Below are 24,709 nucleotides of genomic sequence, written 5' to 3'. Positions count from 1 at the left end.
GCGGCATCACCTCGAAAATTGCCAGGTAGTGGGAAAGTATCCGCCGTTGAATATCGTTGTCGGCTGCCCTCCACTGTCACATGCATGATGACGCATGTCAAAGAGCGCTGCGTCGATCGCTACCATGACTGATGCTCTGCGCACCGCGGTTGACCGCCGCGCGTGCCCGCCCGAACCCGGAAAGGGAGTGCACCGCCCCGTGGCGTCCGTCATCGACACCGTAGTGAACCTGGCCAAACGGCGCGGCTTCGTCTTTCCCTCGGGGGAGATCTACGGTGGCACCCGGTCGGCGTGGGACTACGGCCCGCTGGGCGTGGAGTTCAAAGAGAACATCAAACGGCAGTGGTGGCGCTCGGTGGTCAGCGGTCGCGACGACGTCGTGGGCCTGGATTCGTCGATCATCCTGCCGCGCCAGGTGTGGGTGGCCTCCGGCCACGTGGAGGTGTTCCATGACCCGCTGGTCGAGTCGTTGATCACCCACAAGCGCTATCGCGCCGACCATCTCATCGAGGCCTACGAAGCCAAGCACGGACACCCGCCGCCCAACGGGCTGGCCGACATCCGCGACCCGGAGACCGGCGAGCCGGGCCAGTGGACCGAGCCGCGCGAGTTCAACATGATGCTCAAGACCTACCTGGGTCCGATCGAGACCGAGGAGGGCCTGCACTATCTGCGCCCCGAGACGGCGCAGGGCATCTTCGTCAACTTTGCCAACGTGGTGACGACCGCCCGTAAGAAGCCGCCGTTCGGTATCGGCCAGATCGGCAAGAGTTTTCGCAACGAGATCACCCCGGGCAACTTCATTTTCCGGACCCGCGAGTTCGAACAAATGGAAATGGAGTTCTTCGTCGAGCCGTCGACCGCGAAGGAATGGCATCAGTACTGGATTGACACCAGGCTGCAATGGTATGTCGACCTGGGCATCGATCAGGAGAACTTACGGTTATTCGAACACCCCGCCGACAAGCTGTCGCACTACTCCGATCGCACCGTCGACATCGAGTACAAGTTCGGCTTCGCCGGTAATCCGTGGGGCGAGTTGGAAGGCGTCGCCAACCGCACGGATTTCGACTTGTCGACGCATGCAAAGCATTCCGGCGTCGACCTGTCCTTCTACGACCAGGTCACCGACACCCGGTACACGCCCTATGTCATCGAGCCGGCCGCCGGCCTGACGCGGTCGTTCATGGCGTTCTTGGTCGACGCCTACGTGGAGGACGAAGCCCCGAACGCCAAGGGCAAGATGGAAAAACGAACGGTGCTGCGTCTGGACCCGCGCCTGGCTCCGGTCAAGGCTGCGGTGCTTCCGCTGTCCCGTCATGCCGACCTGAGTCCCAAGGCGCGGGACTTGGCCGCCGAGTTGCGCAAGTTCTGGAATATCGATTTCGACGATGCCGGTGCGATCGGGCGACGTTATCGGCGCCAGGACGAGATTGGTACGCCGTTCTGCGTCACGGTCGATTTCGACTCACTCGAGGACAACGCCGTGACGGTGCGCCGGCGCGACGACATGTCCCAGGACCGCGTCCCGATGAATGCCGTGGCGGATTATCTGGCGGCGCGCCTGAAGGGCTGTTAATCGGCCAGTTGTGGCGCGGTCTTGTATATTGTCTGTCCCGTTGCGCCGCCGCACGTCTGAAGGCCCCGCGCGGGTGGCGATGCGCCATCATTGACGCGGGATTTGCGAAATAAGGTTTGTTTAAAGTTCGGCCTTTCGTGGTGCCGGTGCCTTAGGATCCCCTCTGGGGCATAAGTAGATAGCTAATGGCCGCGGGCGGACTTCGGGCTGTCCGGGGTAGGTGCCGTTGACTCGGTCGGTTGGGGTTGCAAATGATTCCCGCGTTTGTGTTCTTCCCTCCTGAGATCAACTCGGCCTTGATATTTGGCGGCCCGGGGGCCGGACCTCTGTTCGAGGCGGCCTCGGCCTGGGATGGTCTGGCGGTTGAGCTGTCATCCTCGGCGTCGTCGTTTCACACCACGGTTTCCGATTTGGCCGGCGGCGCCTGGACGGGGCCGTCGTCGATGTCGATGACCGCTGCCGCGGCGCCCTACGTGGAATGGCTGATTATCGCCGCGGCGCAAGCAGAGGTGGCTGCCCTGCAGGCCCGGATTGCGGCGCTGGCTTTCGAGGGCGCTCTGGTGGCGACCGTGCCGCTGCCGCAGGTGCTCGCGAACCGGGCCCGGCTGCTCGTGCTGATCGCGACCAACTTCTTCGGCATCAACACGGCGGCCATCGCACAGACCGAGCTCGAATACGTCGAGATGTGGGCGCAGGATGTAGCCGCGATGTTGGGCTATCACGCCGGGGCTCAATCGATGGCGCAGGCATTGCCGGAGTTCAGCGTGCCGCCCGCGGCGCTGGGGGGTGGTGCCGCACCATCCGCGGACCTGGCGGGCCTGGCCGGATTGGTGACGGCGCCCCTGAGTTTCGCGTCGCAGTTCTTCCAGGGCCTGTCCTCGCTGGGGACCGCGTTCGCCTCCGAGCTGCAGTCGGTGTTCGGGGCGCTCTCGCCGGCGGTCTCGTTGCTTACGTCGACGCCGGTGGCCACGTTGACGACGGTGGCGCAGGCCGGGATGTACCCGGCCACCGCGTTGATGACGCCCATGGCGACGCTCGCCCACAGTGCGGGTCCTGCCGGCCCCACCGCGGCGCCCGCGGCTGCGCCGTTACTGGCGCCGTCGTTGGTCGGCGCGACCAGCGCGCCCCTCGGTGCGTCACACAGTTCGGGTAGCGCGCTATCCGACCTGCAGCCGTTGGCCGGTGGGGGGTTGGGCGCCTTGGGCGTTGCCACGGCGGGCCTGGGTGGCGCGCGGTTCATCGGCTCGATGTCGGTGCCCGCCGCGTGGGAAGGGTCGATGCCGGCCTACATCGCCACTCCGGCAATGTCGGGCGTGGGCTCTGGCGCGCCGGCCGCCGCGGCGACTACCGGGTCGGGCAGTGGCGTGCCGATGGCCGCCATGCCGGTCGGCGAGAAGGGCCCCGAGGGCGAGGACCGCGGAACCCGGGCTCAGGTGGTGAGGTCTCGCCCCAAGGTGGTTCCGCGCAACCGCCCGGGATAGCGGCGACGGTGCCGCTGTTGCAGTCGTGAATGTTGTGCAATGGGGCGCGAATTCAACACTTTGGTTATGCGGGCATACGCGGCAATGAGCGTTGTATGGCGCGGCGGAATTCATCTGTTGCGCCTTGTAAAAATTCGCAGCCCGTCTACTCGTTCAGGGGACGAATCGGGCGAGACCGACTACCGCGACTCGCCGCAAAACCTCGTCCGGCCGTCGGGGTGCGACTTCGATGATAGCCCTAAAATATTGCGCGCCAACGGATATAGGTTCGGCAATCCGCCGCATGGCGCCTCGAGTCGGGCATCGGCACACGACGCCGTCGATGCGGGCGACGGTGATCGGCGGCTGCCGTCGTGGACCCGGCGACGGATCACCCGCGGTTGAGCGCGTGCCCAAAAAATGAACATTGGCAATTCCCGCATATTTTCTTCATTTTGTCTTACGATGTGACCGGTTGGTGTAAATAGATTCGCCACAGCGCCCGAACGCTCTATCGGCTGTGGAAGGGGGCAGGGGTGCTTTTGCCTCTCGGTTCGCCGTTGCCGGATGACACGGTGTCGGCAGTTCGAGGTGAGTCCGGCATGCTCGGTGGCCTGTCGGTTCCACTCAAGTGGGGCGTGGTTGTCCCACCAGATGACTATGACCACTGGGCGCCGAAGTCGGACGTCAGTGCCGAAGCTTCCGAAGAGATGGCCGACGTTCCCCGCCCGACAGCCGTTGCGGACGGTGTGTGGAGCGGGTGGGAAGGTGACACCGTCCCGCGGGCCCCGGGCGTGATACCGCATTCCCCGGCAGCGGGCTGAGACCGGAGCAAAGCCAAAAGCTGATCGCCGGCGTCAAGCGCTGCTCAGAATCGGCCGCCGCCGCCCATGAATCCGCCGCCGGACGAACTCGGGCTGCCGCCGAAAGAGGTCGGGCTCCAGCCGCCGAATCCGCCCCGTATGCCTCCGCTGAGGACGTTGCCGATGATGATCCCGCCGAGCATCGCGCCCATGTCGCCGCCGCCGCGACCCATATAGGCACGCTGCGCCAGTTGCACGTCGTCGTTGGCCAGGGACTGAGCCGTGGCGGCCAGCGTCGACGCCGCATTGGCGTGGGCGATCGCCTCGGTCGGCAGCGTCGACCGTTTATCCTCCGCGGCTTGGAGATGCCGCCTGGCCTCGGCCAGCCGGGTGCGCGCCTCGGAGCCGATGCTGCCCCGACGCGTGTCGACGTAGTCCGACACCGCGCGCGCCCTCGACTGCGCGGTGAACAACGCCTGCTCCAATGACCGGTTCAGCTGTTCGGCGGCGGCCTGCTCCTGGGCCAGCGTGGCCAGTCGCCCGTTGAGGCCCGCGTCGGCCTTGGTCAGCTGACTGAACTCGCCCAACGGATCGTCGGATGCGCCGGCTCGTGCGCTCTCGACGGCCCGGACGGCCGCGTCGCGCGCCGCGACCAGATCACCGCGGTGCGCGGTTTTGGCGTTCGGTGTCTTCTTCAGCAGTTCGTCTGCGCGCTCGATGTCGTTTTGGATGTCGGTCATCACCGACGGCAACCGGTCAATGGCGTGCTGAATGTCGCTGGCGCCGTTGTCCACCGCGTCGAGCAGCGCGCGCGCCTGGCCCAGCGCCGACTCGGCGGCGCGGACCGCATCGACCAGACCGGCTTGCTGCCCGCTGACGGCTTGGGCGGCAAGCTCACGGGCGCTGCCGATGTTGCGGTCGGCGAACGCCAGGCGCTCCTTGGCCGCCGTGACATTGCCGGCCACCGAAGTCAACGCCGCGGCACTGAAGTCCTTGTGCAGCGCGGCAAGTCGTTCCTCGGCCGGGGCGATGCGGGTGGTGAGTTCCACGTACTGCTGCGTCAGCGAGTCCAGCCGGGTGGGGGCGTTGATCACCAAATCGCGCAACTTCTCGAATGCCTCGGTCTGTGACTCCAGTTCGCGGTCGGCTCGCGCCGCCGAGACGATCACCTGGGTGAGCAACTCGCGGCGCTGCGCCGGCGTCTCGGGCGTCGCGTCGTCGAGCTGCTGGCGGATCGTGAATGCCTGGGACAGAGCAGCTTTCGCATTGGTCACGGCCTGGGTGAATGGCTGGGTGCGGTCTTCGCCGAATTCGCTGACCGCCAGGTCCAATTCGTTGGCGCTGGTGCGTACCGCGTTGTCGACGTCCACCACCAGCGCGCGGGACAGGTCGTCGAGCGCCTGCGGCGGCACCGCGGCCAGCGCATCGGCGTCGGTGGGGTCGACCCGGCGTGCCGCGGCCAACGCCGCGGCGCGGCGGCGCCGGCCCCGATAACGCATGACCAGCAATAGGACTGCCAACGAGACGACGATGCCCGCCAGCACGGCCAGCAGTGCCGCCCGGCCCGACGAACCGGGGGAGGCGTCGAGCCCGTTGGCCGCCGCGACGGCGGCTCCGCTCCAATCCCCGTTGTGCAGGGCGGGCTCGATCTTGTTGCGCCGCAACTTGTCGACCTGGTTTGCGTTGATGCTCTTGATCGTGGAGGGCACCAGGAACGCGTATTCGCGGCTGGTGGTGCCGACGGCCAGCAGCGCGTCGTAGTCGCCCAGGTCGCTGCTGCTCACGGTGCGTTGTGCCCATTCGGCCGCGGTCTGCCCGGAGAAGTTGTCGACGTAAACCACCCACAGCCGGATGTGGCGGTCGGTGTACAGCTTGTTGAGGGCGGAGTTGACCGCGCTGTGCCCGGAATTCGATAAGGCTCCCGCGGGATCAGTGATGTAGTCGGCCAACCGGAATGGTGGTTGCGCGCCGGCGGACGGTGCCAGGAGCAGGCTGCCGCCGAAGCCGACCGTGAGGATCGTCGCGATCATGGCGATTATGCGAGCGGTGCAACGCATAGGGCCAATCTAGCCCCGTGACGACACACGCCAGTAGCCCTGAGTCGAGCCAGACTTCGGCGGGCATTCCCTGGCAGACTGTGCGTCGGTGACCGGGAATCAGCACGACCCATACGACGACTTCGACCGTCAGCGACGGGTGGCCGAAGCGCCGAAGACTGCGGGTCTGCCGGGTACCGAGGGTCAGCACCGCACCGACTTCGCCCGCGATCGCGCGCGCGTTCTGCACAGCGCCGCGCTGCGCCGGTTGGCCGACAAGACCCAGGTGGTCGGGCCCCGCGAAGGGGACACGCCGCGCACCCGGCTGACGCACTCGCTCGAGGTCGCCCAGATCGGGCGGGGGATGGCGATCGGGCTGGGCTGCGACCTCGAGCTGGTCGAGCTGGCGGGACTGGCCCACGACATCGGCCACCCGCCCTATGGCCACAACGGTGAACGTGCGCTCGATGAGGTCGCAACGGATTATGGCGGCTTCGAGGGCAACGCCCAGAACTTCCGAATCCTGACCAGTCTCGAGCCCAAAGTCCTTGACGAACAAGGCAATAGCGCGGGACTGAATCTGACTCGCGCGTCGCTGGACGCGGTCACCAAGTATCCGTGGCCGCGCGGCGAAGGGCAACGCAAGTTCGGGTTCTACGACGACGACCGCGAGCCGGCCGCCTGGGTTCGGGCGGGCGCGCCGGAGGGCCGGATGTGCCTGGAGGCGCAGGTCATGGACTGGGCCGACGACGTGGCGTATTCGGTGCACGACGTCGAGGACGGTGTGGTGTCCCAACGCATCGACCTGCGGGTGCTCGCCGACGACGACGAGGCCGCCGCGTTGGCCAAACTGGGCGAGACCGAATTCTCCCGGGTGCGTGCCGATGACTTCATGGCGGCCGCGCGACGGCTCGCCGCCCTGCCGGTGGTCGCCGCCGTCGGCAAGTACGACGCCACGCTCGCCGCTTCGGTCGCGCTGAAGCGGTTGACCAGTGAGCTGGTCGGCAGGTTCGCCTCGGCCGCCATCGCCACCACCCGCGCGGCGGCCGGCCCAGGGCCCCTGGTCCGCTACCGGGCCGAGCTACAGGTTCCCGACCTGGTGCGTGCCGAGGTCGCCTTGCTGAAAATCCTGGCGCTGCAATTCATCATGTCCGATCCGCGGCATCTGGAAACCCAAGCCGGTCAGCGCGAACGCATCCACCGGGTTGCGCACTGGCTGTATGCCGGAGCGCCCCGAACGCTCGATCCGGTCTTTGCTGCGGCCTTCAACACCGCGGCGGACGACGGCGCGAGATGGCGGGTCATCGTCGATCAGATCGCCTCGTTCACCGAGGGACGGCTCGAACGGATCGACGTCCGCCAGGCCGCGCCGTAGTCGCGGCGGGCATCAAGTCGTCCGGTCCGGGACTCGGCGGGGCCGCCGCGAGTTAGGCTGCCCGACATGAAGAAATTCAGCGGCTCGCCCTTTTTGGCCTCCTTCTTTATGGGACTGCCCGTCGTCGCCATGGCGGCCTGCAGTTCACCGCAGCATGCGAGCACCCAGCCGGGCACTACCCCGCCGGTGAAGAGTGCCGCTCCGACGTCCTCCGGTGAGACGACGACCCCGGCACCGGCCGGCGGCTCGCTCAACGCGGACCTGAAGACGCCCGATGGCCGCTCGGCGGCCACCGCGACCTTCGACTTCACCGGCGGCTACGTGACCGTCACCGTGAAGACGGCGGCGCCGGGCATCCTGACGCCCGGCATCCACGGCCTGCACGTGCACGAGATCGGCAAGTGCGAGCCGAACTCGGTGGCTCCCACCGGCGGTGCACCCGGGAACTTCCTGTCCGCCGGCGGTCACTACCAGGCGCCCGGCCACACCGGGAAGCCGGAAAGCGGCGATCTGGCGTCGCTCGAGGTCCGTCAGGACGGCTCGGCGTACCTGGTCACCACCACCGATTCGTTCAACCGGGACGACCTGCTGGCCGGCAACAAGACCGCGCTGATGCTGCACGGTGCGCAGGACACCGAGAACGCGATGGACCGGGTCGCCTGCGGCGTCATCGGTACCGGCTAGCTTTCGCCGTCGCGCCCTTAGACTGAGCCGATGTCAAGCCCGGCAGGTTCACGCGCGGAGGGCGATGGCCGTGCCCGGGGGCGCGGCCGGATTCCCGACCGCGACATCGCGGCCATCCGCGAACGGGTGCGCATCGACGAAGTCGTCGGCGATTACGTCCAATTGCGGCGCGCCGGCGCCGATTCACTCAAGGGCCTGTGTCCGTTCCACGACGAGAAGTCGCCGTCGTTTCACGTCCGCCCCAACCACGGCCACTTTCACTGCTTCGGCTGTGGTGAGGGCGGCGACGTGTACGCGTTCATCCAGAAGATCGAACACATCAGCTTCGTCGAGGCGGTCGAACTGCTCGCCGACCGGATCGGCCACACCATCAATTACTCCGGCCCGGCGACCAGCGTGCAGCGCGACCGCGGCAGTCGCAGCCGGCTCGTCGCGGCCAACGCGGCCGCGGCGGAGTTCTATGCGGCGGCGCTGGAATCCGCCGAGGCCGCACCGGCGCGGCAGTACCTGACCGAGCGGAACTTCGACGCCGAGGCGGCCCGTCGCTTCGGTTGCGGCTTCGCGCCGTCGGGCTGGGATTCGCTGACAAAGCACTTGGTGCGCAAGGGCTTTGAGTTCAAGGAGCTGGAAGCGGCCGGCCTGTCGCGGCAGGGGCGCCGCGGACCGATGGACCGCTTCCACCGCCGATTGTTGTGGCCCATCCGGAGTTCGGCCGGTGAGGTGATCGGCTTCGGGGCCCGGCGGCTGTTCGACGACGATCCGATGGAAGCCAAGTACATCAACACGCCCGAGACGCTGCTGTACAAGAAGTCGAACGTGATGTTCGGGATCGACTTGGCCAAACGCGACATCGCCAAGGGGCACCAAGCCGTCGTCGTCGAGGGCTACACCGACGTGATGGCGATGCATCTGAGCGGGGTCACCACGGCCGTCGCCTCGTGCGGCACCGCGTTCGGCGACGAGCATCTGTCGATGCTGCGCCGACTGATGATGGACGACAGCTTCTTTCGCGGCGAACTGATCTACGTTTTCGACGGTGACGCGGCCGGGCGGGCCGCCGCGCTCAAGGCCTTCGGCGGCGAGCAGAACCTGGCGGGCCAGTCGTTCGTGGCCGTCGCGCCGGACGGCATGGATCCGTGCGATCTCCGGCTGAAGTCCGGCGACGGCGCGCTGCGCGACCTGGTGGCGCGGCGAACCCCGCTGTTCGAATTCGCAATACGTTCGGCGCTCGCCGAGATGGATCTGGACAGCGCCGAGGGCCGTGTTGCCGCGCTGCGCCGCTGCGTGCCGATGGTGAGCCAGATCAAGGACCCCACGCTGCGCGACGAGTACGCTCGCCAGCTCGCCGGGTGGGTCGGCTGGGACGATGTCGCGCAGCTGATCGACCGGGTGCGCAGGCAGGCCAAGAGCTCTAACGCCCAGGCCCGCGGCGGTTCCGCGCCGAAGGCCTCCCGCCGCGGGGCCGAGCCGGCACCGGCCGCGGCCCAGGCAGCCGCCGCCGGCCGTCCGGACCCGCGTGATCCCACCCTGTGGCCACAACGGGAGGCGCTCAAGGCGGCCCTGCAGTACCCGGCGTTCGCGGGGCCGGTGTTCGACACGCTGACCATCGAGAGCTTCACCCATCCCGGGTACGCGGCCATCCGCGCGGCCATCGAGACCGCGGGGGGTACGTCGAGCGGGGTCACCGGCGGGCAGTGGATCGAGGCGGTGCGTGATCAGGCCTCGTCGCCCCTGACGGCCGGTCTGGCCAGCGAGCTGGGTGTGGAGGCCATCCAGGTCGACGAGGAGAAGCTGCCGCGCTACATCGGCGGCGTGCTGGCCCGGCTGCAAGAGGTGTGGATGGGCCGGCAGATCGCCGAGGTGAAGTCGAAGCTGCAGCGCATGTCGCCGATCGAGCAGGGCGACGAGTATCACGCCCTGTTCGGCGACCTGGTGGCGATGGAGTCCTACCGGCGCAGCCTGTTGGAGCAGGCTAGCGGCGACGATTAGACGGCGCGAGCGCGTCGTCGGCCGAGCCCTCGACGTCGCGTTCCATGATGGCCGTTTTGTCGTCGATCTCCGTCAGCGTGACGAAACCGGCGTCGGGGGAGATCCGATTGGCGACCTTGCGGCGTCCCCCCTCGATCATCGACTTGGCCACCGGACTGCTGGTCAGCGCGCGATAAGTGCCGACGAGCTGCTCGTATCGGCGACGCCCGGCCTTCGAGCCCAGCACGTAACCCAGTCCAAGCACCACGACATACCGGATCAAAACGGTCCTCCCGACTATCGATGGCTCCATCCTGCCTCACCGCCCGGCGACCCGCTGCGTCCGGCCACGCCGCGCTGGCGATCGCCACTGGTCCGCAGTTGGGTGCGGTCGTGCCAGTACGCTAGAGTCGTCCCGCGATCGGGTTAGTCCCCTGTAGCTCAATTGGCAGAGCATTCGGCTGTTAACCGAAGGGTTCCTGGTTCGAGTCCAGGCGGGGGAGCAAAATTCACTGTGGCAGGCACTCTGCCGGCTCTCATTGGCCGATGGCGATACCGGCTGGATTTCCCGCCCACCCCGGCGTGGGTGACAGGCCCAGATGCTCGCGCAAGGTGTGGCCGCGGTATTCGGTGCGGAAGCTACCGCGCTCCTGCAGCAGCGGCACCACCTTGTCGACGAATTCGTCGAGGCCGTGCGGCGTCAGGTGCGGCACCAGGATGAAGCCGTCGCAGGCATCCGCCTGCACGTAGCGGTCGATCTCCTCGGCCACCTGCTGCGGAGTCCCGACGAACTGCTGGCGGCTGGTCACTTCGATGATCAGCTCGCGGATCGACAGGCTTTCGGCCTCCGCTCGGGCCCGCCAGGTTTGGGCGACCGTCTTGGGGTCGCCGTGCCGTACCCGTCCTCGCGTGATGTTCGGGTTCTCGACGGGGTCGACGTCGGGCAGCGGCCCGCCGGGGTCGTAGGCCGAGAGGTCCACGCCCCACACCTGTTCGAGGAACGCGATCGCGGTCGGGCCGCTGACCTGCTGCTCGCGGATGTGGCGGGCGTTGTCCTGCGCCTCGGCGGGGCTGTCACCCAGCGCGAACGTCGCACCGGGCAGCACCTTGAGCTGGTCGGGATCCCGCCCGTAGGCCGCGGCGCGGCTCTTCACGTCGGCGTAGTAGCGCTGGCCCGCCTCGAGCGACCCGTGCAGCGTGAACAGGGCATCGGCGTGCCGGGCGCCGAAGTCGCGGCCGTCGTCGGAGTCGCCGGCCTGCAGCAGTACCGGGTGGCCTTGCGGCCCCGCGGGCAGCGAGGCGACGCCTCGGACATCGAATTGCGGGCCGCGGTGCTCGACGCTGCCGATGCGGGCCGGATCGGCATAGATTCCGGCGTCGACGTCGGCGACGACGGCCTCGGCCGCCCAGCTGTCCCAGAACCGCCGGGCCACGGTGATGAATTCCTCGGCCCGGTGGTAGCGGTCTGCGTGGGCGAGAAAGCCGCCGCGGCGGAAGTTCTCCCCGGTGAACGCGTCCGAGGAGGTGACCATGTTCCAGGCCGACCGCCCGTCGGAAAGGTGGTCCAGCGTCGCGAATTGCCGTGCCACCTCGTAGGGTTCGTTGAAGGTGGTGTTGATGGTGCCGGCGAGCCCGAGCCTGTCGGTGACCGCGGCGAGCGCCGCCAGCACGGTGAAGGTGTCGGGTCTGCCGACAACGTCGAGGTCGTGGATCCTGCCGCGATGCTCACGCAGCCGCAGGCCTTCGGCCAGGAAGAAGAAGTCGAACAGTCCCCGCTCGGCCGTCTTGGCAAGGTGCACAAACGATTCGAACGCGATCTGGCTGCCCGCGCTGGGGTCCGACCACACCGTGGTGTTGTTCACCCCGGGAAAGTGCGCGCCCAGATGAATCTGCTTGCGGCGGGCCGCTTCTCGAACGCTCATCCGGTCAATCCCCATCGCTTGGCGATCAATTCATGTGAGCGCAGCCGGTCGACGTGCCGGTGCGTCACCGAGGTGATCACCAGTTCGTCGGCATCGGTGGCTTGGCGCAGTAGCTCGAGCCGGTCGGCGACCTCGTCCGGATTGCCGACGAATTGTGTTGCGGTGCGGTCGGCTACCAGCGCCTGCTGCTCGTCGGTCAACGGCTCGCAGAAGTCGGGGTCCGGGTAGGGGACCGCGCCGCGGCCGCTGCGGATGGAATGCACCCAGCGGCCGTAACCGGACGCGAGGTGTCGTGCGGTCGCGCTGTCCTCGGCAACCACGACGTCGGCCGAGACCACCACGTACGGCTCGGAGAGCCGGGCGGACGGCCGGAATGCGTTGCGGTACGCGGTGATCGCATCGAGCGCCGTGCCGGGGGTGATGTGGTAACTGGCGACGAACGGCAGCCCGCGGGCGCCGGCCACCTCGGCGCTCTGCCCTTTGGTGCTGCCGAAGATCCACGGTGTCAACTGGGCGTGCTCGCCCGGAACAGCATGCAGCTCATGGCCATTGACGCTGTAGGTGCCGTCCAGCATCGCCTCGATGTCGGCCAGCTGTTCGGCGAAGTCGGGGGGTTGTGCACAAGGCTGGGCGAGCACCGACGCCTGGGCCCGGATCCGGTCGCTTTTCATCAGCGGTGACTGGTCGAAGGGTGTGGGGATGACGACGCCGGCCACCTCACGCCACGGCGTGGGAGCCGGTTCGGGTACGGCCGGAGACGACGAGGCCGCCTCTCGGCGCCGCTGCCCGGACCGGCCCAGCCCCATGTCGATGCGGCCGGGGTAGAGCGCGTCGAGGATGCCGAAGCTTTCCACCACGGCGAGCGCCGTCGTGTGGCCGACCTGCACCGCGGCCGATCCGACGTGGATTCGTTCTGTGGCCGCGGCGATTTGGCCGATCAGCGTCACCGGTGACGAGCTGGCCACCGCGACGAAGTGGTGCTCGGCGAGCCAGTAGCGCCGGTAGCCCCAGCGCTCGGCGTGCTGGGCCAGGTCGATCGTGTTGCGCAGTGCCGTCGCGGCGTCGCTGCCGGCGCTGATGGGCGCGAGGTCGAGGATCGACAGGGGAGTGACGGTCATGACGGCACCGTCGCGTACCGGTTAAGTGCGGGCGCCAGGCCCAGGCGTTCGCGCAGCGTCTCGCCGTCGCGATAGCCGGCGCGGAATCGGCCGGCGTGCTGCAGCCGCGGCACCAGGTCGTCGACGATGGCGGGCAGGTCGATGGCGTTGATCGCGGGCCGCAGCCGCACGCCGTCGACCCCCGCGTCCTGCCAGGCGAGCAGAAACTCCGCCAGATCGCTTGTGTTGCTGATGAATACGTGCGCGTCGGAGGAGATGGCCGCCGCCGGTGCCAACGGATCGTCGGCCAGCGACACCACCAGGTCCGCATAGACCTGGATCTCGCGGCCCGCGGCGCGCCGCGCGTGGCTGACGTCGGTCAGGATCGCACGCAGGGAGTCCTCGTCATGCGGGGTGACGAACACCAGGTCGGCGTTGGCGGCAGCGAACTCGTAGACCCGCGGTGCGTGCGCCAGCGCCGTAACCACCGGCTGGCCCTGGGGTGGCCGCGGGGTGATCGAGGGCCCCTTGACCGAGAAGTGCTCGCCGGTGAAGTCGATGTAGTGCAGCTTGTCGCGGTCGATGTAGCGACCGGTCGCGACGTCACGGATGACGGTGTCGTCCTCCCAGCTGTCCCACAGGCGGCGCACCACCTCCACGGCGTCGGCGGCCTCGTCGAACAGTTCGTCGGCGGCGGGGGCGGCGCGCCGGCCGAACAGCGCCGCTTCGTGCGCGGTCGGGCTCACCCGCACCTGCCAGCCCGCCCGGCCGTGCGAGACATGGTCAAGCGTCGCAATCGCTTTGGAGATGTGGAACGGCTCGGTATGCGTCACTGTGGCAACGGGAATCATGCCGATGTGTTTGGTCACCGGCGCGATACGGGCGGCCACCAGCGTGGCATCGGCGCGACCCGCCAGGCGCCGCGGGGAGATCTCGGCCCGGCGGCCCGGCTGCACGTCCAGGCTGTCGTCGATGGTCAGGAAATCCAGCAGCCCGCGCTCGGCGGTGCCCGCTAGTCCGGCCCAATAGCGACCGCTGAGCTGCCCGCCACCGGTCGTGTTGTGCGCGAACGCGTATCGCCACGCCTGGGGGTGCCAGCCGTAGCCATCCAGGCCGACCGCCAGATGTAGCTCGGTCATCGTCGGCCCCCGAAAGTGTCGCCGTCGCGCGCCGTGGTCATAACCCACTGTGCAACGCTGTGGACGGCGATGCATTCCACGAGCGGGTTAAGTTCAGCGTGAGTAATACTTCGCCGAGCTCAACCCCCGCGGAACGCGCCGATGCGGATTCGGTGCAGGGTGGCGAATACCGGCGATCAGGGCGTGTTCAGCTGGGCTCCACGATCTTTCACAGATCAGATGGAGAAGTCCTCGCCGTGCCAGACACCGGCCTCGGGCGGCCTGATGACGTGATTGCTCTGGTTGCCGTCTGCCCGGGCTTCGAGTCTGGTCACCCGGGTCATCAGCGACTGCAGGCTGACGCCGACGAGGTCGGGCATCATCGAGTCGTCCGGACTGCCGGGACGGCTGCGGCTGATGACCTGCCCGGGCACCCCGACGACCACCGAGCACGACGGAACCTCTTTGACCACCACGGCATTGGCGCCGATGCGGCTGTCGTCACCGATTTTGATCGCGCCCAAGATCTTCGCCCCGGCGCCGATCGTCACCCGATCGCCGATGGTGGGATGGCGTTTTCCGGTGTCCCTGCCGCTGCCGCCGAGGGTGACGCCGTGGTAGAGGGTCACGTCTTCGCCCACCTCGGCGGTCTCGCCGATCACCACCCCGGTCGCGTGGTCGATGAAGAGACCGGGACCCAGGACGGCACCGGGATGGATCTCGACGCCGGTCAGGATCCGGGTGATTTCGGCGGTGATGCGCGCGACCAGCCTTGCCCCGCGCTGCCACAGCCAGTGATTGATGCGGTGACCCCAGATGGCATGCACGCCCGGGTAGGCGAAGATCACCTGCAGCGTGGTCGGAACGGCCGGGTCGCGCTCCCGGGCCGCTCGTATGTCACGTCGGATGGCTTCGAGCATGGCTAATCGGCCAGATCGGCGAACAACGGCGTGCTGAGGTACCGCTCGCCGAAGTCGGGCAGCACCACGACGACGAGCTTTCCGGCGTTCTCGGGCCGGCGGGCTACCTGCAGGGCGGCGACCACCGCCGCCCCCGAGGAGATGCCGACCAACAGTCCCTCTTCCGCGGCCAGCCGCCGGGCCAGGGTGATGGATTCCTCGTTGCCGACGGCGATCACCTCGTCGACCAGATCCATCGCGAGCACCGGCGGGACGAACCCGGCGCCGATGCCCTGGATGGGGTGCGGTCCCTTCTGTCCGCCGGACAGCACCGGGGACCCGGCCGGCTCCACGGCGATGAATTGTGCGGAGGGCTTGCGTTCCTTGATCACCTGGGCGACGCCGGTGATGGTGCCACCGGTGCCCACGCCGGCGACGAAGATGTCGACTTTACCGTCGGTGTCGCGCCACACTTCCTCCGCGGTGGTGGCGCGGTGGATGGCGGGGTTGGCCTCGTTCTCGAATTGCTGTGGCACGAAATAACGTTGGTCGCTCTTGGCCAGTTCCTCGGCCTTGGCGATGGCACCCGGCATGCCATCGGGACCCGGCGTCAGAACGATCTCGGCGCCCAAGGCGCGCAACAACATTCGACGCTCGACGCTCATGGTCTCCGGCATGGTCAGCACGCAACGGTAGCCGCGGGCCGCGGCCACCAGCGCCAGGGCGATGCCGGTGTTCCCGCTCGTCGGCTCCAGGATGATGGTGTCCGGTTTGATCAGGCCCGCCTGCTCGGCCGCGTCGATCATCGCGACCCCGATGCGGTCCTTGACGCTGTTGCCCGGGTTGAAGAATTCCAGCTTGGCGACGACGTCGGCGACCGCACCTTCGGTGACCCGGTTCAGCCGGACCAGCGGGGTGTTACCGATCAATTCCGTGACGTTCTCCGCGATGCTCATCTACCTATTGTCTCCAACGACGTAGGACCAGGCCTCTGCCTGCCAGCTAATACCGAACTCTATGTTCATCTCGGTGGGGATGGCTAGCGCCACCGGGGTAAAGCGTTGCGACGCTTCATCCAGCGCCACCCCGGTGAGCACGCGTCCATGCAGATCGGCAACCGTTTTCGCGGTGAGCGTTATTCCCCAAGTGTCGGGCGCCTGACGTAGATGGAAATCCGTGCCGGGTTCGATCGGCCCAGCGACGGCGAAGCCGTCCGCATCCAGCTCTTCGTGACTGGCGTTGGCACTGAGTATGAGCGGGATTCGCACCTGAAACGCTCCGACAAGCGCCGCATCCGCCGTGGCGCGCGCCATCGGCGCCAGGGCACGGTCGGGCTCGGACAATACGGTCATGGGTAGGTGGTCTTCCTGAAAGGCGATCCGCGGGCCCGCGTCGTCATTCCGCCGGCAGACCCGGCGATACCGCCCTGACATGGGCGAGCGGGGATTTTTACAACGTCAGAGCGCTTGAGGAAATCAACAACAACAGCAACAACAGTCCACGACGATGCGGCGCGACGGGACAAAGCGCGGCTGTACGGGGTGTTGCATATCACGAGTATAGGCCATCGGCCGTGGTCGATCGTTGGGCTCAACCCGGCTTTAGGCCTTCTGGCCAGGCCATACCCTTACCTTCGCTCGGCGCGTAGACCCGCTGCGGCGAGCGAGCACGGCGGGTCAGATGATCTCCGGCGACACACTGGAGCGGTCGCTGGACCAAGGGCACCGACCAAGTTCGAGGCCGGCACCGGGAACATCGCCGACGCCGTCGGGCTGAGGGCAGGCCCTGCGCTACCTCGAGCGGGGGAATCGAACGCATCGCCGCCCACGAGCACGCATTGCTCGAGTACGCGACGCCGCGGCTGGGCGACGGTCCGGGTGTGCGCCTGGTGGGGTACCGCCGAGGAGAAAGCCAGCGCGCTGTCGTTCGTGCTGGCCGGACACGAACCACTCGAGGTGGGCAAGGTGGTCAACGCGGAAGGCATCGCGGTGCGGGCCGGCCACCACTGCCTGAAGGCGGTGAGCCGGATCGCCGAAGGCGGCGCTAACGTCGGCTGAGTGGCGCCGCCCAGCCGGGCGAATTGCGTGACGTAGTCGGGCCGGAAGAACCTTTAGGTTCCTGCGCCCCAACCTAATACGCGTGACGTCAGCAACACGATGCCGAGCGAGACCGTGGCGACGACGGTGAGCCCGATGACCGCGACCACCAGCGGACGCCACCCGGTGCGCGCGATCTGACGGATGTCGGTGTTGAGTCCCACACCGGCAAAGGTCAGCAGGAACGCCCATTTCGACACGTTCGCGAGGTTGGCGGTCTGACCCTTCGTCAGCCAGCCGGCGGTGGCGATCGCCGAGACCACCAGGAAACCGAGCACGAATTTCGGGAACTTGTTCCAGACGAACGCGGCCTTGGCCTTGGCGCCCCGCGCGATCTCGTCGGCTTGCCCCCGACCCGCCCAAAACAGCGCGAAGCCCAGCACGACGAACCCGATCAGCGCGTTGCGGGTCGACTTCACCAGCACCGCGATCTTGCCGGCATGGTCGGAGTACAGGTATCCGGTGGCGGTGGTCTCGGCGGTGTTGTCCACCGAAAGCCCTGCCCACAAACCGAATTCGTGGTCGGTGAGACCGATCGCATGGCCTAGTGGCGGCAGCACGAACAGTGACACCGCCCCCAGCGCCAGGATCGCGGCGATCGCGTAGCTGACATCGGAGTTGCGGGCCCGGATCGCGCCCTTGGCCGCCACGATGGCCGACACCCCGCAGATGGACGTGCCTATCGCCAACAGCGAGCCGAGCTTGCCCGACAACCCGAACGCGCGGGCCACCACGATGATGATCGTTCCGGCAATGGTCATGTCCACCAAGATCTGCACCAGGCTGATCCCGCCGAGCTTGGCGATATCGCCCAGCACGAATCGCGAACCAAGCGCCACGATGCCGACCTTGAGCCAGAATTCGTAGGTCAGCACGCCGGGGCGGAATATCTTGTGCAGGCCGATGGTGTTGGTGATGAGCAACCCGATCACGATCGCCCACAACACATATTCGATGTCGGGCACGGTCCAGTGTTGGTGCTTGCCCAGCGCGTTCCACCAGATCTGGGCGTACTTGCCCAACACCCCGACGCCGATCAGGAGCAGGATGCCGGGCACATAGTCGAGCGGACGGGCGCTGGTGAAGGTGGCTTCATCCGACGTTTCGTCGGGCTCCACCTGGACCGTGCTCACGCCGGTCACCAGGGGACCTTCGGGAGCACGTTGGCCACGGCCAACGCGACGATCACACCCGCCACCGCCGTCGCCCACGAGTCCACCGACACCGAACCGAGCCGGGCCGCCCAATCCGGCCGCTGCGAACGGTCGGGGTCTCTTCCGTCAGTTGGCGCGCCTTCACCCACGATGACCGCTCCTCAAGCGCCCATGGCGGCGTCTCCCAGCCGCACCCGTCGACTCCGAATGGTGGCGTCCGCGCGCGCCACATCCAAGTGATTGGCTCGGGCTGAATTTAGCTCTGCCGGTCGATCAGGTTGGCAGGCCGTGCTTCTCGGCATCGGCACGGTAGCGGTCCACCCACTCGTCGGAGCGATGGTCGGCCTGGCGCTCCAGCACCGGCTGGGGCGCCAGTTGCGGGTCCATCCCCAATGCCTCGAGGATGGATCCCACCACCTGAGTCAGGTTGCGCCACAACACCGGATACGAGATGTCCATCGGCTTGATGTCTTCCTCGGCGAACCAGTTGCGCCAGCCCGCTTCCTGCGCGCGCAGCATGGTGACGACGTGGGCGATCGCTCCGGCGTGATAGGTGGCGCGCGCGTCCCGGACCGGATCGGGCCTGCCCCGCCAGACCCGCGTCTGCACCGCCCGCCAGAACGACACCGCCTGCGAGACCACATCGGGCCGGTAGACGTGGATCAGCAAGGGCTGCTCGCCCACCACGTCGGTGATCGCCGCCAGCAGGCCGTCGCCACTGCGGTCCGGGAGGTTCTTCGCACGGTCCAGCAGCAGCGGCGTCTGGTTCCACATCAGCTTGCCGCCCCACACCCCGTTGGGTGTCCGTCCGACCGTGCGGATGTAGGCGCGCCAGATCTCCGGCGCCGCCAGGTCCGGCGTCCCGACGTCCAGCGGGTCGAGCAGGCTCAGGATCGACTCGTCCTCGACGCCGGCGAACCACTCCCGTGGCTGCGGGGACTGGCTGGTGGACGGGAGGTATTGGAAGAACTCCTGTGGCTCGCCGGCCACGCCGGTGGCGCGCAGCGACTCGACCAGCAGCGTGCTGCCGCTGCGCTGCGACGCCAACACCAGATATGACGACGGGCTATTGCTCACCGGCAGAGTGTATCCAGAACGCTCAATTCGTATCCGGAGCTGGCGCGCTTAGGGTCAGCCTGAAGGAAACCCTTGCGTTGAAACAGACTTGCCCGAACTGTGGCTTTCGGCGACGACAGCCGAACGGGACGGTGGCCGTGGGTGCTCATCTGGTTTCGGAGGGGACGGAAAGCCGCGTCAGCGGCGCGACCCGTGCTGCGTTGAGAAGCGTTGCATTGAGAAGCGCTGCGTTGCAATCTATTTCCGGCGGCCGCCCGAGTTTATCCGCAGATCGATCCCGCCGCCTGCGTGCGCCACCGGCTGGGCATCGGCCCGTCTGCCCGAAGCCGCCGCGCGGCCGGTGTTGTCCTCTTGGGCACGACGGTTGTGGCGGCTCCCGCCGCGCGGGCCGACAACAAGCGGCTCAACAGCGCGGTCGTGTCCGCCGTCTACACCCTGCAGCACCAGGCGGGCTGCACGAACGACGTCATCAGGAACAACGCGCTCACCCTCGCCGCCGAGTGGCACGCCGACGACATGATCAACAACCGAAACATCAACGACGACACCGACTCCGACGGCTCGACGCCGCAAGACCGCGCCAACGCCGCGGGCTTTCGCGGCAGGGCCGCCGAGACGGTGGCCATCAACCCGGCCATCGCCATCAGCAGCCTGGAACTGGTCGACCAGTGGTATTCCAACCCGGATGTGGCGGTGTACGGTCAGCCCGACCAGCCCAAACGGTAAGCGGCAGAAGGAAGTTACTCCGGGGACGCGTTTTCGAGCGCGGACAAACGCGTTTCCCCGCCGTCACGCTCGTCGGCCGCCTCGCAGACGCACACCAGGGCGCCGTGTCGCCACGGGCCGAACTGCGTACCGCGCCGGCGCAGCAGATGCTGCGCCAAGACCTTGTCGCGTTGGCCCCGCGAGAACGCGAAGTCCAGGTTGACGGGCAGCCCCGCCCAATCGACCTGGTCACTGACCAGTTCGTCGGCCGTCCCGCCATACCGCAACCGGCATTGCAGCGGGCAGCCGTTCTTGATGACCCGATCGGGTCCATCACACTCCCGAGCCACGATGACGTCACTCCTTCAGGTGCGCGACCTTGTGAGTGCATCGTGCGACGCCGAAGTTTCGGCGGCGGTCGTGTGTTGTTTCCGCCGTGTTACGGCTTTGGCGGCAGCGGCCGATCGGCGCTAGTAGACGTCGCGGTGGTAGCGCTTGTCGGCGCTCAACGACTGGACGTAGTCCTTCGCCGCCTCCGGGTCGAGCTTGCCGAATTCGGCCGCGATCTCGCAGAGCGCCCGGTCGACGTCCTTGGCCATGGGATCCGCGGTGCCGCAGACGTACAGCTGGGCGCCGTCCTGCAGCCAGCTCCACAACTGCGCCCCACGATTGCGCATCAGGTGCTGCACGTAGACCTTCTGCTGCTGATCCCGGGAGAACGCCAGGTCCAACTCGGTGAGGAACCCGTCGTCACGCATCTGCTCGAGCTCGTCGCGGTAGTAGAAGTCGGTGGCGGCGTGCTGCTCGCCGAAGAACAGCCAGTTGGGTCCGGTGTGGCCGAGCGCGCGCCGTTCCTGCAGAAAACCGCGGAAGGGCGCGATACCGGTGCCGGGGCCGATCATGATCATCGGCGTGTCCGACTCGCTCGGTGGCCGGAAGTTGCTCGACTGCTGCAGATAGACGGCGACTCGATCGCCGGGGGAGCGGTCGGCCAGGTAGGTCGAACACACACCGCGGCGTGGCACGCCCTGGAAGTTGAAGCGCACCGGGGAGACCGTCAGGTGAACTTCGCCCGGACACGCCTTGGGGCTCGACGAGATCGAGTACAGCCGTGGCTGAAGGCGCTTGAGAACCCGCAGCCACTCGTGCGCCGACGCGGAGACCGGCAGCCTCGACAGCAGGTCGATGGACTGGCGCCCCCACGTCCAATCCGCCAGTGCGCGTTTGTTTTCCGGCTTCAGCAGCTCCGCGAGCGTCGAGTCACCGGTGCGCTCCTGGACGAACCGCACCAGGTCCCGGCTGATGTGGGCGATCTCGATGCGCTCGGTGAGCGCGGAGCGCAACGACATCAGGCCGTGCTCCCCGACCTCGACCGGGGTCTGGCCGTTCAGCCCGGTCACCGACAGCCATTCGTCGACCAACTCGTCGCTGTTGCGCGGCCACACGCCGAGCGCGTCGCCGGCCTCGTAGGTCACGGATTCTTCCGGCAGGTCGAACACCAAGTGCCGCACGTCTTTCGTCGATTCCGGCTGACTCAACACGGTGTTGCGGACCATGCCGGTGATCAGCGGGTGCTTCTTGCTGTAAGCGTTCGTCGCGTGGCCATTCTGGTGAGACGGTGCCGCTACCGGGGCAGTGCGGGCCGGCGCCACCGCGGCTCCGTCGCCGCCGACCGACGTGGGCGTCTTGGTCAGCGCGTCGACGACGTCGCCCAACCACTTCGCCGCGGTGTCGTCGTAGTCGGGTTCGCAGTCCACCCGATCGGTGATGCGGGTCGCCCCCAGCTCGGCTAGGCGGGCGTCCAAATTGCGACCGTGACCACAGAAATCGTCGTAATTGGAGTCGCCCAGCGCGAGCACGGCATAGCGGGTGTCGGTGAATCGCGGCGCACCCTGGCCGGTCAGCGCCCGCCAGAGGCCGGCGCCGTTGTCGGGCGCATCGCCGTCGCCGGTGGTGCTGGTGACGAACAACAGTTCCTTCGTCGTCGCCAACTCGGCCACAGGGAAGTCGTCCATGCTCTGCAGCGCGACCGGGAGTTCGGCGGCGCCCAATTGCGCGGCGATCTCGGCGGCGAGTTCCTCTGCGTTCCCGGTCTGCGATGCCCACAGCACCACGATGGGAGCGCGCTCGGCCGCGGGCTTCGCAACTGCCGGCGCGGCGGGCGGTTGCTGAGCGGCCGGCGTCGGTAGGGCCCCCTCGGGCAGCGCCACCGGCGGGGGCCCGTCGATGCGCGAGAACAGTCCCGCCAGAAGGCCGTCCACCCATAGCCGGGTGCTGGCATCGAACGGCGCGCTCAGCGGCAGGGTGGGCACCCCGCCGGTGCGGCGTCCCGCGTCCGAACGAAGCCCGGACAGCATGCCGGCCAGGTAGGTGCGACCGATCTCGTTGAATTCCGGCCTGGGTTGTGTTGCCACACCCAGCAATTCGCCGAGGGCGTCGACTTGTGACACGCTGATTTCTCGTACCTCCGTGGGCGCGGATTCTGGTGTGTCGGTGGGCGCCGGCGTCTCGGTGGCCGAAACGGGTTGAGAGACAGCGATCTTCGTCAGCGTGACAGCGCACGCCTTGAATTCCGGCTGGCTAGAGATCGGGTCGACCGCATCGTTGGTGACGGCGTTGATCGACAGGTATTCGCCGAAGGCATCGTTCCAGTGGAAGGGCGCGAAGCAGTTACCGGGACGCACCCGGTCGCTGACGACGGCGGGCAGCACGGCACGCCCTCGGCGGGAAGCGATTTCGATCTGATCGTCGTCGGCGATCTGCAGGGCCGCGGCATCGTCGGGGTGGATCTCGACGAACGGCCCGGGATTGAGTTTGTTGAGTTTGGCGACCTTGCCGGTCTTGGTCATGGTGTGCCATTGGTGCGGCAGGCGACCGGTGTTCAGCAGGAACGGGTATTCGTCGTCGGGCATTTCCTCGGGCAGCAGGTGCGGGCGGGCGAAGAACATCGCGCGACCCGTCGCCGTGGGGAAGGCCAGCCGCGGTACACTGCCGTCCTCGCGGACCAACCGCGTCTGGCTGACACCGTCGTTGAGATAGCGAATCGGGTTGCGGTAACCCTCGCCCTCCGGTGGGCACGGCCACTGCAGCGGGCTCTGACGCAGCCGCTCATAGCTGACGCCGCGCACGTCATAACCGGTCTTCGGGTTCGAGAACCGCTTGATCTCTTCGAAGACTTCCTCGGCGGAGTTGTAGCTGAACGCATCCGAAAAGCCCATCTCGCAGGCGATCCGGGCGATGATCTGCCAGTCGGGCAGGGCGTGGCTCGGCGCCTGGACCGCGGGCTGGAACAACGTCATGTTGCGTTCCGAATTGACCATGACCCCTTCGGACTCCGTCCACAGGGTCGCCGGCAACAACACATCGGCGTATTCGTTGGTCTCGGTCTCGAAGAACGCGTCCTGGACCATCACTAAATCGGCGCGTTCCAGTCCGGCCAGCACCGTCTTTCGATTGGCGACGGAGGCAACGGGATTGGTGCAGATGATCCAGCAGGCCTTGATCTGCCCGTCGGCCATCCGGGAGAACATGTCGATGGTGCCGCTGCCCACCTCGGTGCGCAGCGTGCCGCGGGGAATGCCCCACAGGTTTTCGACGAATTCGCGGTCGTCGTCGGATGCCACCGAACGCTGCCCCGGCAATCCCGGCCCCATGTAACCCATCTCGCGACCGCCCATCGCGTTGGGTTGTCCGGTGAGGGAGAAGGGGCCGCTGCCCGGCTTGCAGATCGCGCCGGTGGCCAGGTGCAGGTTGCAGATGGCGTTGGTGTTCCACGTGCCGTGGGTGCTCTGGTTGAGGCCCATCGTCCAGCAGCTCATGAAATTCTCGGCTTCGCCGATCATTTGAGCCGCCGCGCGGATGTCCTCTTCGGGGATGCCGGTCGCCGCGCTGACCATGTTGGGGGTGTACTGCTCCAGGAAACTGGGCATCACCTCCCAGCCTTCGGTGAATTCGGCGATGAATTCGGCGTCGGTGTGGCCGTTCTCGACGATCAGGTGCAGCAGTCCGTTGAGCAGTGCCAGATCCGATCCCGGTGCGATCTGCAGAAACAGATCGGCCTTGTCGGCGGTCGCGGTGCGGCGCGGGTCGACGACGATCAGCTTTGCGCCGGCCTTGACCCGGTCCATCATGCGCAGGAACAGGATGGGATGGCAGTCGGCCATGTTGGCGCCGATGACGAAAAAGACGTCGGCACGGTCGAAGTCCTGGTAGGACCCGGGCGGTCCGTCCGCGCCCAGTGAGAGCTTGTAACCAGATGCCGCGCTGGCCATGCACAGTCGCGAATTCGACTCGATCTGGTTGGTGCCGATGAAGCCCTTGGTCAGCTTGTTCGCCAGGTACTGCGCCTCGATGGACATCTGGCCGGACACGTACATCGCGAAGGCGTCCGCGCCGTGCTCATCGACGATCGCCCGTAACCGCTTCGCGCACTGGGCGATCGCCTGGTCCATGTCGATGGGATCGAGTGGTTCACCGCGGTCGGCCCGCGCATGCGCCGAGTCCATCCGGCCCGGCGCGCCGAGCATGTCCGCGGTGGTGGCGCCCTTGGTGCACAACCGGCCGAAGTTGGCCGGATGTTGCTTGTTCCCAACCGACTTGGCGACGTGATCGCGGCCCGTTTTCGGATCCGTTGTGATCTGCAACACCATGCCGCAACCGACGCCGCAGTAAGCGCACATGGTGTTCACGGCGTTCTCAGGCGCCATGGACTCCCTCGCCACGCTCACATCCCTCCG

At 67.3% G+C, this 24,709-nt stretch carries 20 protein-coding genes, 1 tRNA gene and 1 pseudogene; 9 read left to right on the top strand and 13 right to left on the bottom strand.

Translation table 11 applies throughout. The features are described 5' to 3' along the window. The first annotated feature begins 187 nt into the window (after positions 1 to 187). The 3 genes and pseudogenes from A5760_RS04780 to A5760_RS27750 all read left to right on the top strand — a co-directional run. The gene (locus A5760_RS04780) at positions 188 to 1,579 is read left to right on the top strand and encodes a glycine--tRNA ligase (RefSeq protein ID WP_064878177.1); all 1,392 of its coding nucleotides are present in this window, start codon (positions 188 to 190) and stop codon (positions 1,577 to 1,579) included. 251 nt (positions 1,580 to 1,830) lie between these two features. Next, positions 1,831 to 3,060, top strand: coding sequence for a PPE family protein (locus A5760_RS04775; protein ID WP_064878176.1), 1,230 nt, complete (start codon positions 1,831 to 1,833; stop codon positions 3,058 to 3,060). Positions 3,061 to 3,575: 515 nt separating this feature from the next. After that, a pseudogene (locus A5760_RS27750) lies at positions 3,576 to 3,720 on the top strand (hypothetical protein); the annotation flags it as partial. Positions 3,721 to 3,907: 187 nt separating this feature from the next. On the opposite strand, the gene A5760_RS04770 reads toward A5760_RS27750, so the two are convergent. Continuing rightward, positions 3,908 to 5,899: a TPM domain-containing protein gene (locus A5760_RS04770; protein WP_064878175.1), complete on the bottom strand. Its 1,992-nt coding sequence runs from the start codon at positions 5,897 to 5,899 to the stop codon at positions 3,908 to 3,910. 88 nt (positions 5,900 to 5,987) lie between these two features. Between A5760_RS04770 and A5760_RS04765 the strand changes: the two genes are divergently transcribed. The 3 genes from A5760_RS04765 to dnaG all read left to right on the top strand — a co-directional run bounded on the left by A5760_RS04765 (position 5,988) and on the right by dnaG (position 9,926). Then, positions 5,988 to 7,253, top strand: coding sequence for a deoxyguanosinetriphosphate triphosphohydrolase (locus tag A5760_RS04765; RefSeq protein WP_064878174.1), 1,266 nt, complete (start codon positions 5,988 to 5,990; stop codon positions 7,251 to 7,253). Between the two features lie 66 nt (positions 7,254 to 7,319). Beyond that, positions 7,320 to 7,937 (top strand): superoxide dismutase[Cu-Zn], encoded by a 618-nt coding sequence (gene sodC, locus A5760_RS04760; protein ID WP_082279334.1) that lies wholly within the window; start codon positions 7,320 to 7,322, stop codon positions 7,935 to 7,937. Positions 7,938 to 7,967: 30 nt separating this feature from the next. Beyond that, positions 7,968 to 9,926, top strand: coding sequence for a DNA primase (gene dnaG, locus A5760_RS04755; RefSeq protein WP_064878170.1), 1,959 nt, complete (start codon positions 7,968 to 7,970; stop codon positions 9,924 to 9,926). Here the strand turns inward: dnaG and A5760_RS04750 are convergent. Then, positions 9,910 to 10,188: a hypothetical protein gene (locus A5760_RS04750; RefSeq protein WP_064878168.1), complete on the bottom strand. Its 279-nt coding sequence runs from the start codon at positions 10,186 to 10,188 to the stop codon at positions 9,910 to 9,912. The two genes, dnaG and A5760_RS04750, sit on opposite strands and share 17 nt — an antisense overlap. A gap of 147 nt (positions 10,189 to 10,335) precedes the next feature. On the opposite strand from A5760_RS04750, the gene A5760_RS04745 reads away from it, so the two are divergent. Further along, a tRNA-Asn gene (locus A5760_RS04745) sits at positions 10,336 to 10,408 on the top strand. Between the two features lie 33 nt (positions 10,409 to 10,441). Here the strand turns inward: A5760_RS04745 and A5760_RS04740 are convergent. The 6 genes from A5760_RS04740 to A5760_RS04715 all read right to left on the bottom strand — a co-directional run bounded on the left by A5760_RS04740 (position 10,442) and on the right by A5760_RS04715 (position 16,293). Continuing rightward, complete coding sequence (locus tag A5760_RS04740; RefSeq protein ID WP_064878166.1) at positions 10,442 to 11,827, bottom strand: NtaA/DmoA family FMN-dependent monooxygenase; 1,386 nt, start codon at positions 11,825 to 11,827, stop codon at positions 10,442 to 10,444. Next, on the bottom strand, positions 11,824 to 12,945 hold the full coding sequence (locus tag A5760_RS04735) for an LLM class flavin-dependent oxidoreductase (protein ID WP_064878164.1): 1,122 nt from the start codon (positions 12,943 to 12,945) through the stop codon (positions 11,824 to 11,826). Before A5760_RS04735 ends, A5760_RS04740 begins: the two co-directional genes overlap by 4 nt. Next, on the bottom strand, positions 12,942 to 14,063 hold the full coding sequence (locus A5760_RS04730; RefSeq protein ID WP_064878162.1) for an LLM class flavin-dependent oxidoreductase: 1,122 nt from the start codon (positions 14,061 to 14,063) through the stop codon (positions 12,942 to 12,944). Before A5760_RS04730 ends, A5760_RS04735 begins: the two co-directional genes overlap by 4 nt. Positions 14,064 to 14,278: 215 nt before the next feature. Next, positions 14,279 to 14,962, bottom strand: coding sequence for a serine O-acetyltransferase (gene cysE / locus A5760_RS04725; RefSeq protein ID WP_064878160.1), 684 nt, complete (start codon positions 14,960 to 14,962; stop codon positions 14,279 to 14,281). A 2-nt stretch (positions 14,963 to 14,964) separates the two neighbouring features. Further along, positions 14,965 to 15,897 carry a cysteine synthase A gene (cysK, locus tag A5760_RS04720; protein WP_064878158.1) on the bottom strand — a complete coding sequence of 311 codons (933 nt, stop codon included), beginning with the start codon at positions 15,895 to 15,897 and terminating at the stop codon, positions 14,965 to 14,967. Further along, a complete protein-coding gene (locus tag A5760_RS04715; RefSeq protein WP_231122542.1) occupies positions 15,898 to 16,293 on the bottom strand; it encodes a hypothetical protein in 396 nt (131 codons plus the stop codon). A gap of 189 nt (positions 16,294 to 16,482) precedes the next feature. Between A5760_RS04715 and A5760_RS25970 the strand changes: the two genes are divergently transcribed. Continuing rightward, positions 16,483 to 16,998, top strand: a complete 516-nt coding sequence (locus tag A5760_RS25970) for an aminotransferase class V-fold PLP-dependent enzyme (protein WP_231122550.1) — start codon at positions 16,483 to 16,485, stop codon at positions 16,996 to 16,998. A 53-nt stretch (positions 16,999 to 17,051) separates the two neighbouring features. On the opposite strand, the gene A5760_RS04705 is transcribed toward A5760_RS25970, so the two are convergent. The 3 genes from A5760_RS04705 to stf0 form a co-directional block, all read right to left on the bottom strand. After that, on the bottom strand, positions 17,052 to 18,182 hold the full coding sequence (locus A5760_RS04705; protein WP_064878422.1) for a YeiH family protein: 1,131 nt from the start codon (positions 18,180 to 18,182) through the stop codon (positions 17,052 to 17,054). After that, positions 18,176 to 18,340 carry a hypothetical protein gene (locus A5760_RS26930; protein ID WP_196771987.1) on the bottom strand — a complete coding sequence of 55 codons (165 nt, stop codon included), beginning with the start codon at positions 18,338 to 18,340 and terminating at the stop codon, positions 18,176 to 18,178. The genes A5760_RS04705 and A5760_RS26930 overlap by 7 nt, the downstream gene beginning before the upstream one ends. Before the next feature lie 124 nt (positions 18,341 to 18,464). Continuing rightward, positions 18,465 to 19,268 carry a trehalose 2-sulfotransferase gene (stf0, locus tag A5760_RS04700; RefSeq protein ID WP_064878152.1) on the bottom strand — a complete coding sequence of 268 codons (804 nt, stop codon included), beginning with the start codon at positions 19,266 to 19,268 and terminating at the stop codon, positions 18,465 to 18,467. Between the two features lie 306 nt (positions 19,269 to 19,574). On the opposite strand from stf0, the gene A5760_RS04695 reads away from it, so the two are divergent. Further along, entirely contained in the window at positions 19,575 to 19,994 is a 420-nt protein-coding gene (locus tag A5760_RS04695; RefSeq protein ID WP_419538220.1) for a CAP domain-containing protein, read from the top strand. Between the two features lie 14 nt (positions 19,995 to 20,008). Here A5760_RS04695 and A5760_RS04690 read toward each other — a convergent pair whose 3' ends face one another. Together A5760_RS04690 and A5760_RS04685 are read right to left on the bottom strand one after the other, a co-directional pair. Further along, complete coding sequence (locus tag A5760_RS04690) at positions 20,009 to 20,290, bottom strand: hypothetical protein (protein ID WP_196771993.1); 282 nt, start codon at positions 20,288 to 20,290, stop codon at positions 20,009 to 20,011. 153 nt (positions 20,291 to 20,443) lie between these two features. Next, complete coding sequence (locus A5760_RS04685) at positions 20,444 to 24,679, bottom strand: bifunctional nitrate reductase/sulfite reductase flavoprotein subunit alpha (protein ID WP_064878150.1); 4,236 nt, start codon at positions 24,677 to 24,679, stop codon at positions 20,444 to 20,446. Positions 24,680 to 24,709: the final 30 nt, after the last annotated feature.

Origin of the sequence: Mycobacterium colombiense (assembly GCF_001665835.1) — a bacterium.
Classification (GTDB): Bacteria; Actinomycetota; Actinomycetes; order Mycobacteriales; family Mycobacteriaceae; genus Mycobacterium; species Mycobacterium colombiense_A.
The sequence above is the reverse complement of the archived record's forward strand: the minus strand, read 5'-3'. Positions and strand labels throughout refer to the sequence as shown.

Bases quoted from the DNA above. Each gene is read 5' to 3' on its own strand.
- A5760_RS04740 (WP_064878166.1), bottom strand. From the start codon at position 11,827: ATGAGCGTTCGAGAAGCGGCCCGCCGCAAGCAGATTCATCTGGGCGCG.
- A5760_RS04770 (WP_064878175.1), bottom strand. From the start codon at position 5,899: ATGCGTTGCACCGCTCGCATAATCGCCATGATCGCGACGATCCTCACG.
- A5760_RS04715 (WP_231122542.1), bottom strand. From the start codon at position 16,293: ATGACCGTATTGTCCGAGCCCGACCGTGCCCTGGCGCCGATGGCGCGC.
- sodC (WP_082279334.1), top strand. From the start codon at position 7,320: ATGAAGAAATTCAGCGGCTCGCCCTTTTTGGCCTCCTTCTTTATGGGA.
- A5760_RS04735 (WP_064878164.1), bottom strand. From the start codon at position 12,945: ATGACCGTCACTCCCCTGTCGATCCTCGACCTCGCGCCCATCAGCGCC.
- cysK (WP_064878158.1), bottom strand. From the start codon at position 15,897: ATGAGCATCGCGGAGAACGTCACGGAATTGATCGGTAACACCCCGCTG.
- cysE (WP_064878160.1), bottom strand. From the start codon at position 14,962: ATGCTCGAAGCCATCCGACGTGACATACGAGCGGCCCGGGAGCGCGAC.
- A5760_RS04775 (WP_064878176.1), top strand. From the start codon at position 1,831: ATGATTCCCGCGTTTGTGTTCTTCCCTCCTGAGATCAACTCGGCCTTG.
- A5760_RS04730 (WP_064878162.1), bottom strand. From the start codon at position 14,063: ATGACCGAGCTACATCTGGCGGTCGGCCTGGATGGCTACGGCTGGCAC.
- dnaG (WP_064878170.1), top strand. From the start codon at position 7,968: ATGTCAAGCCCGGCAGGTTCACGCGCGGAGGGCGATGGCCGTGCCCGG.
- A5760_RS04685 (WP_064878150.1), bottom strand. From the start codon at position 24,679: ATGGCGCCTGAGAACGCCGTGAACACCATGTGCGCTTACTGCGGCGTC.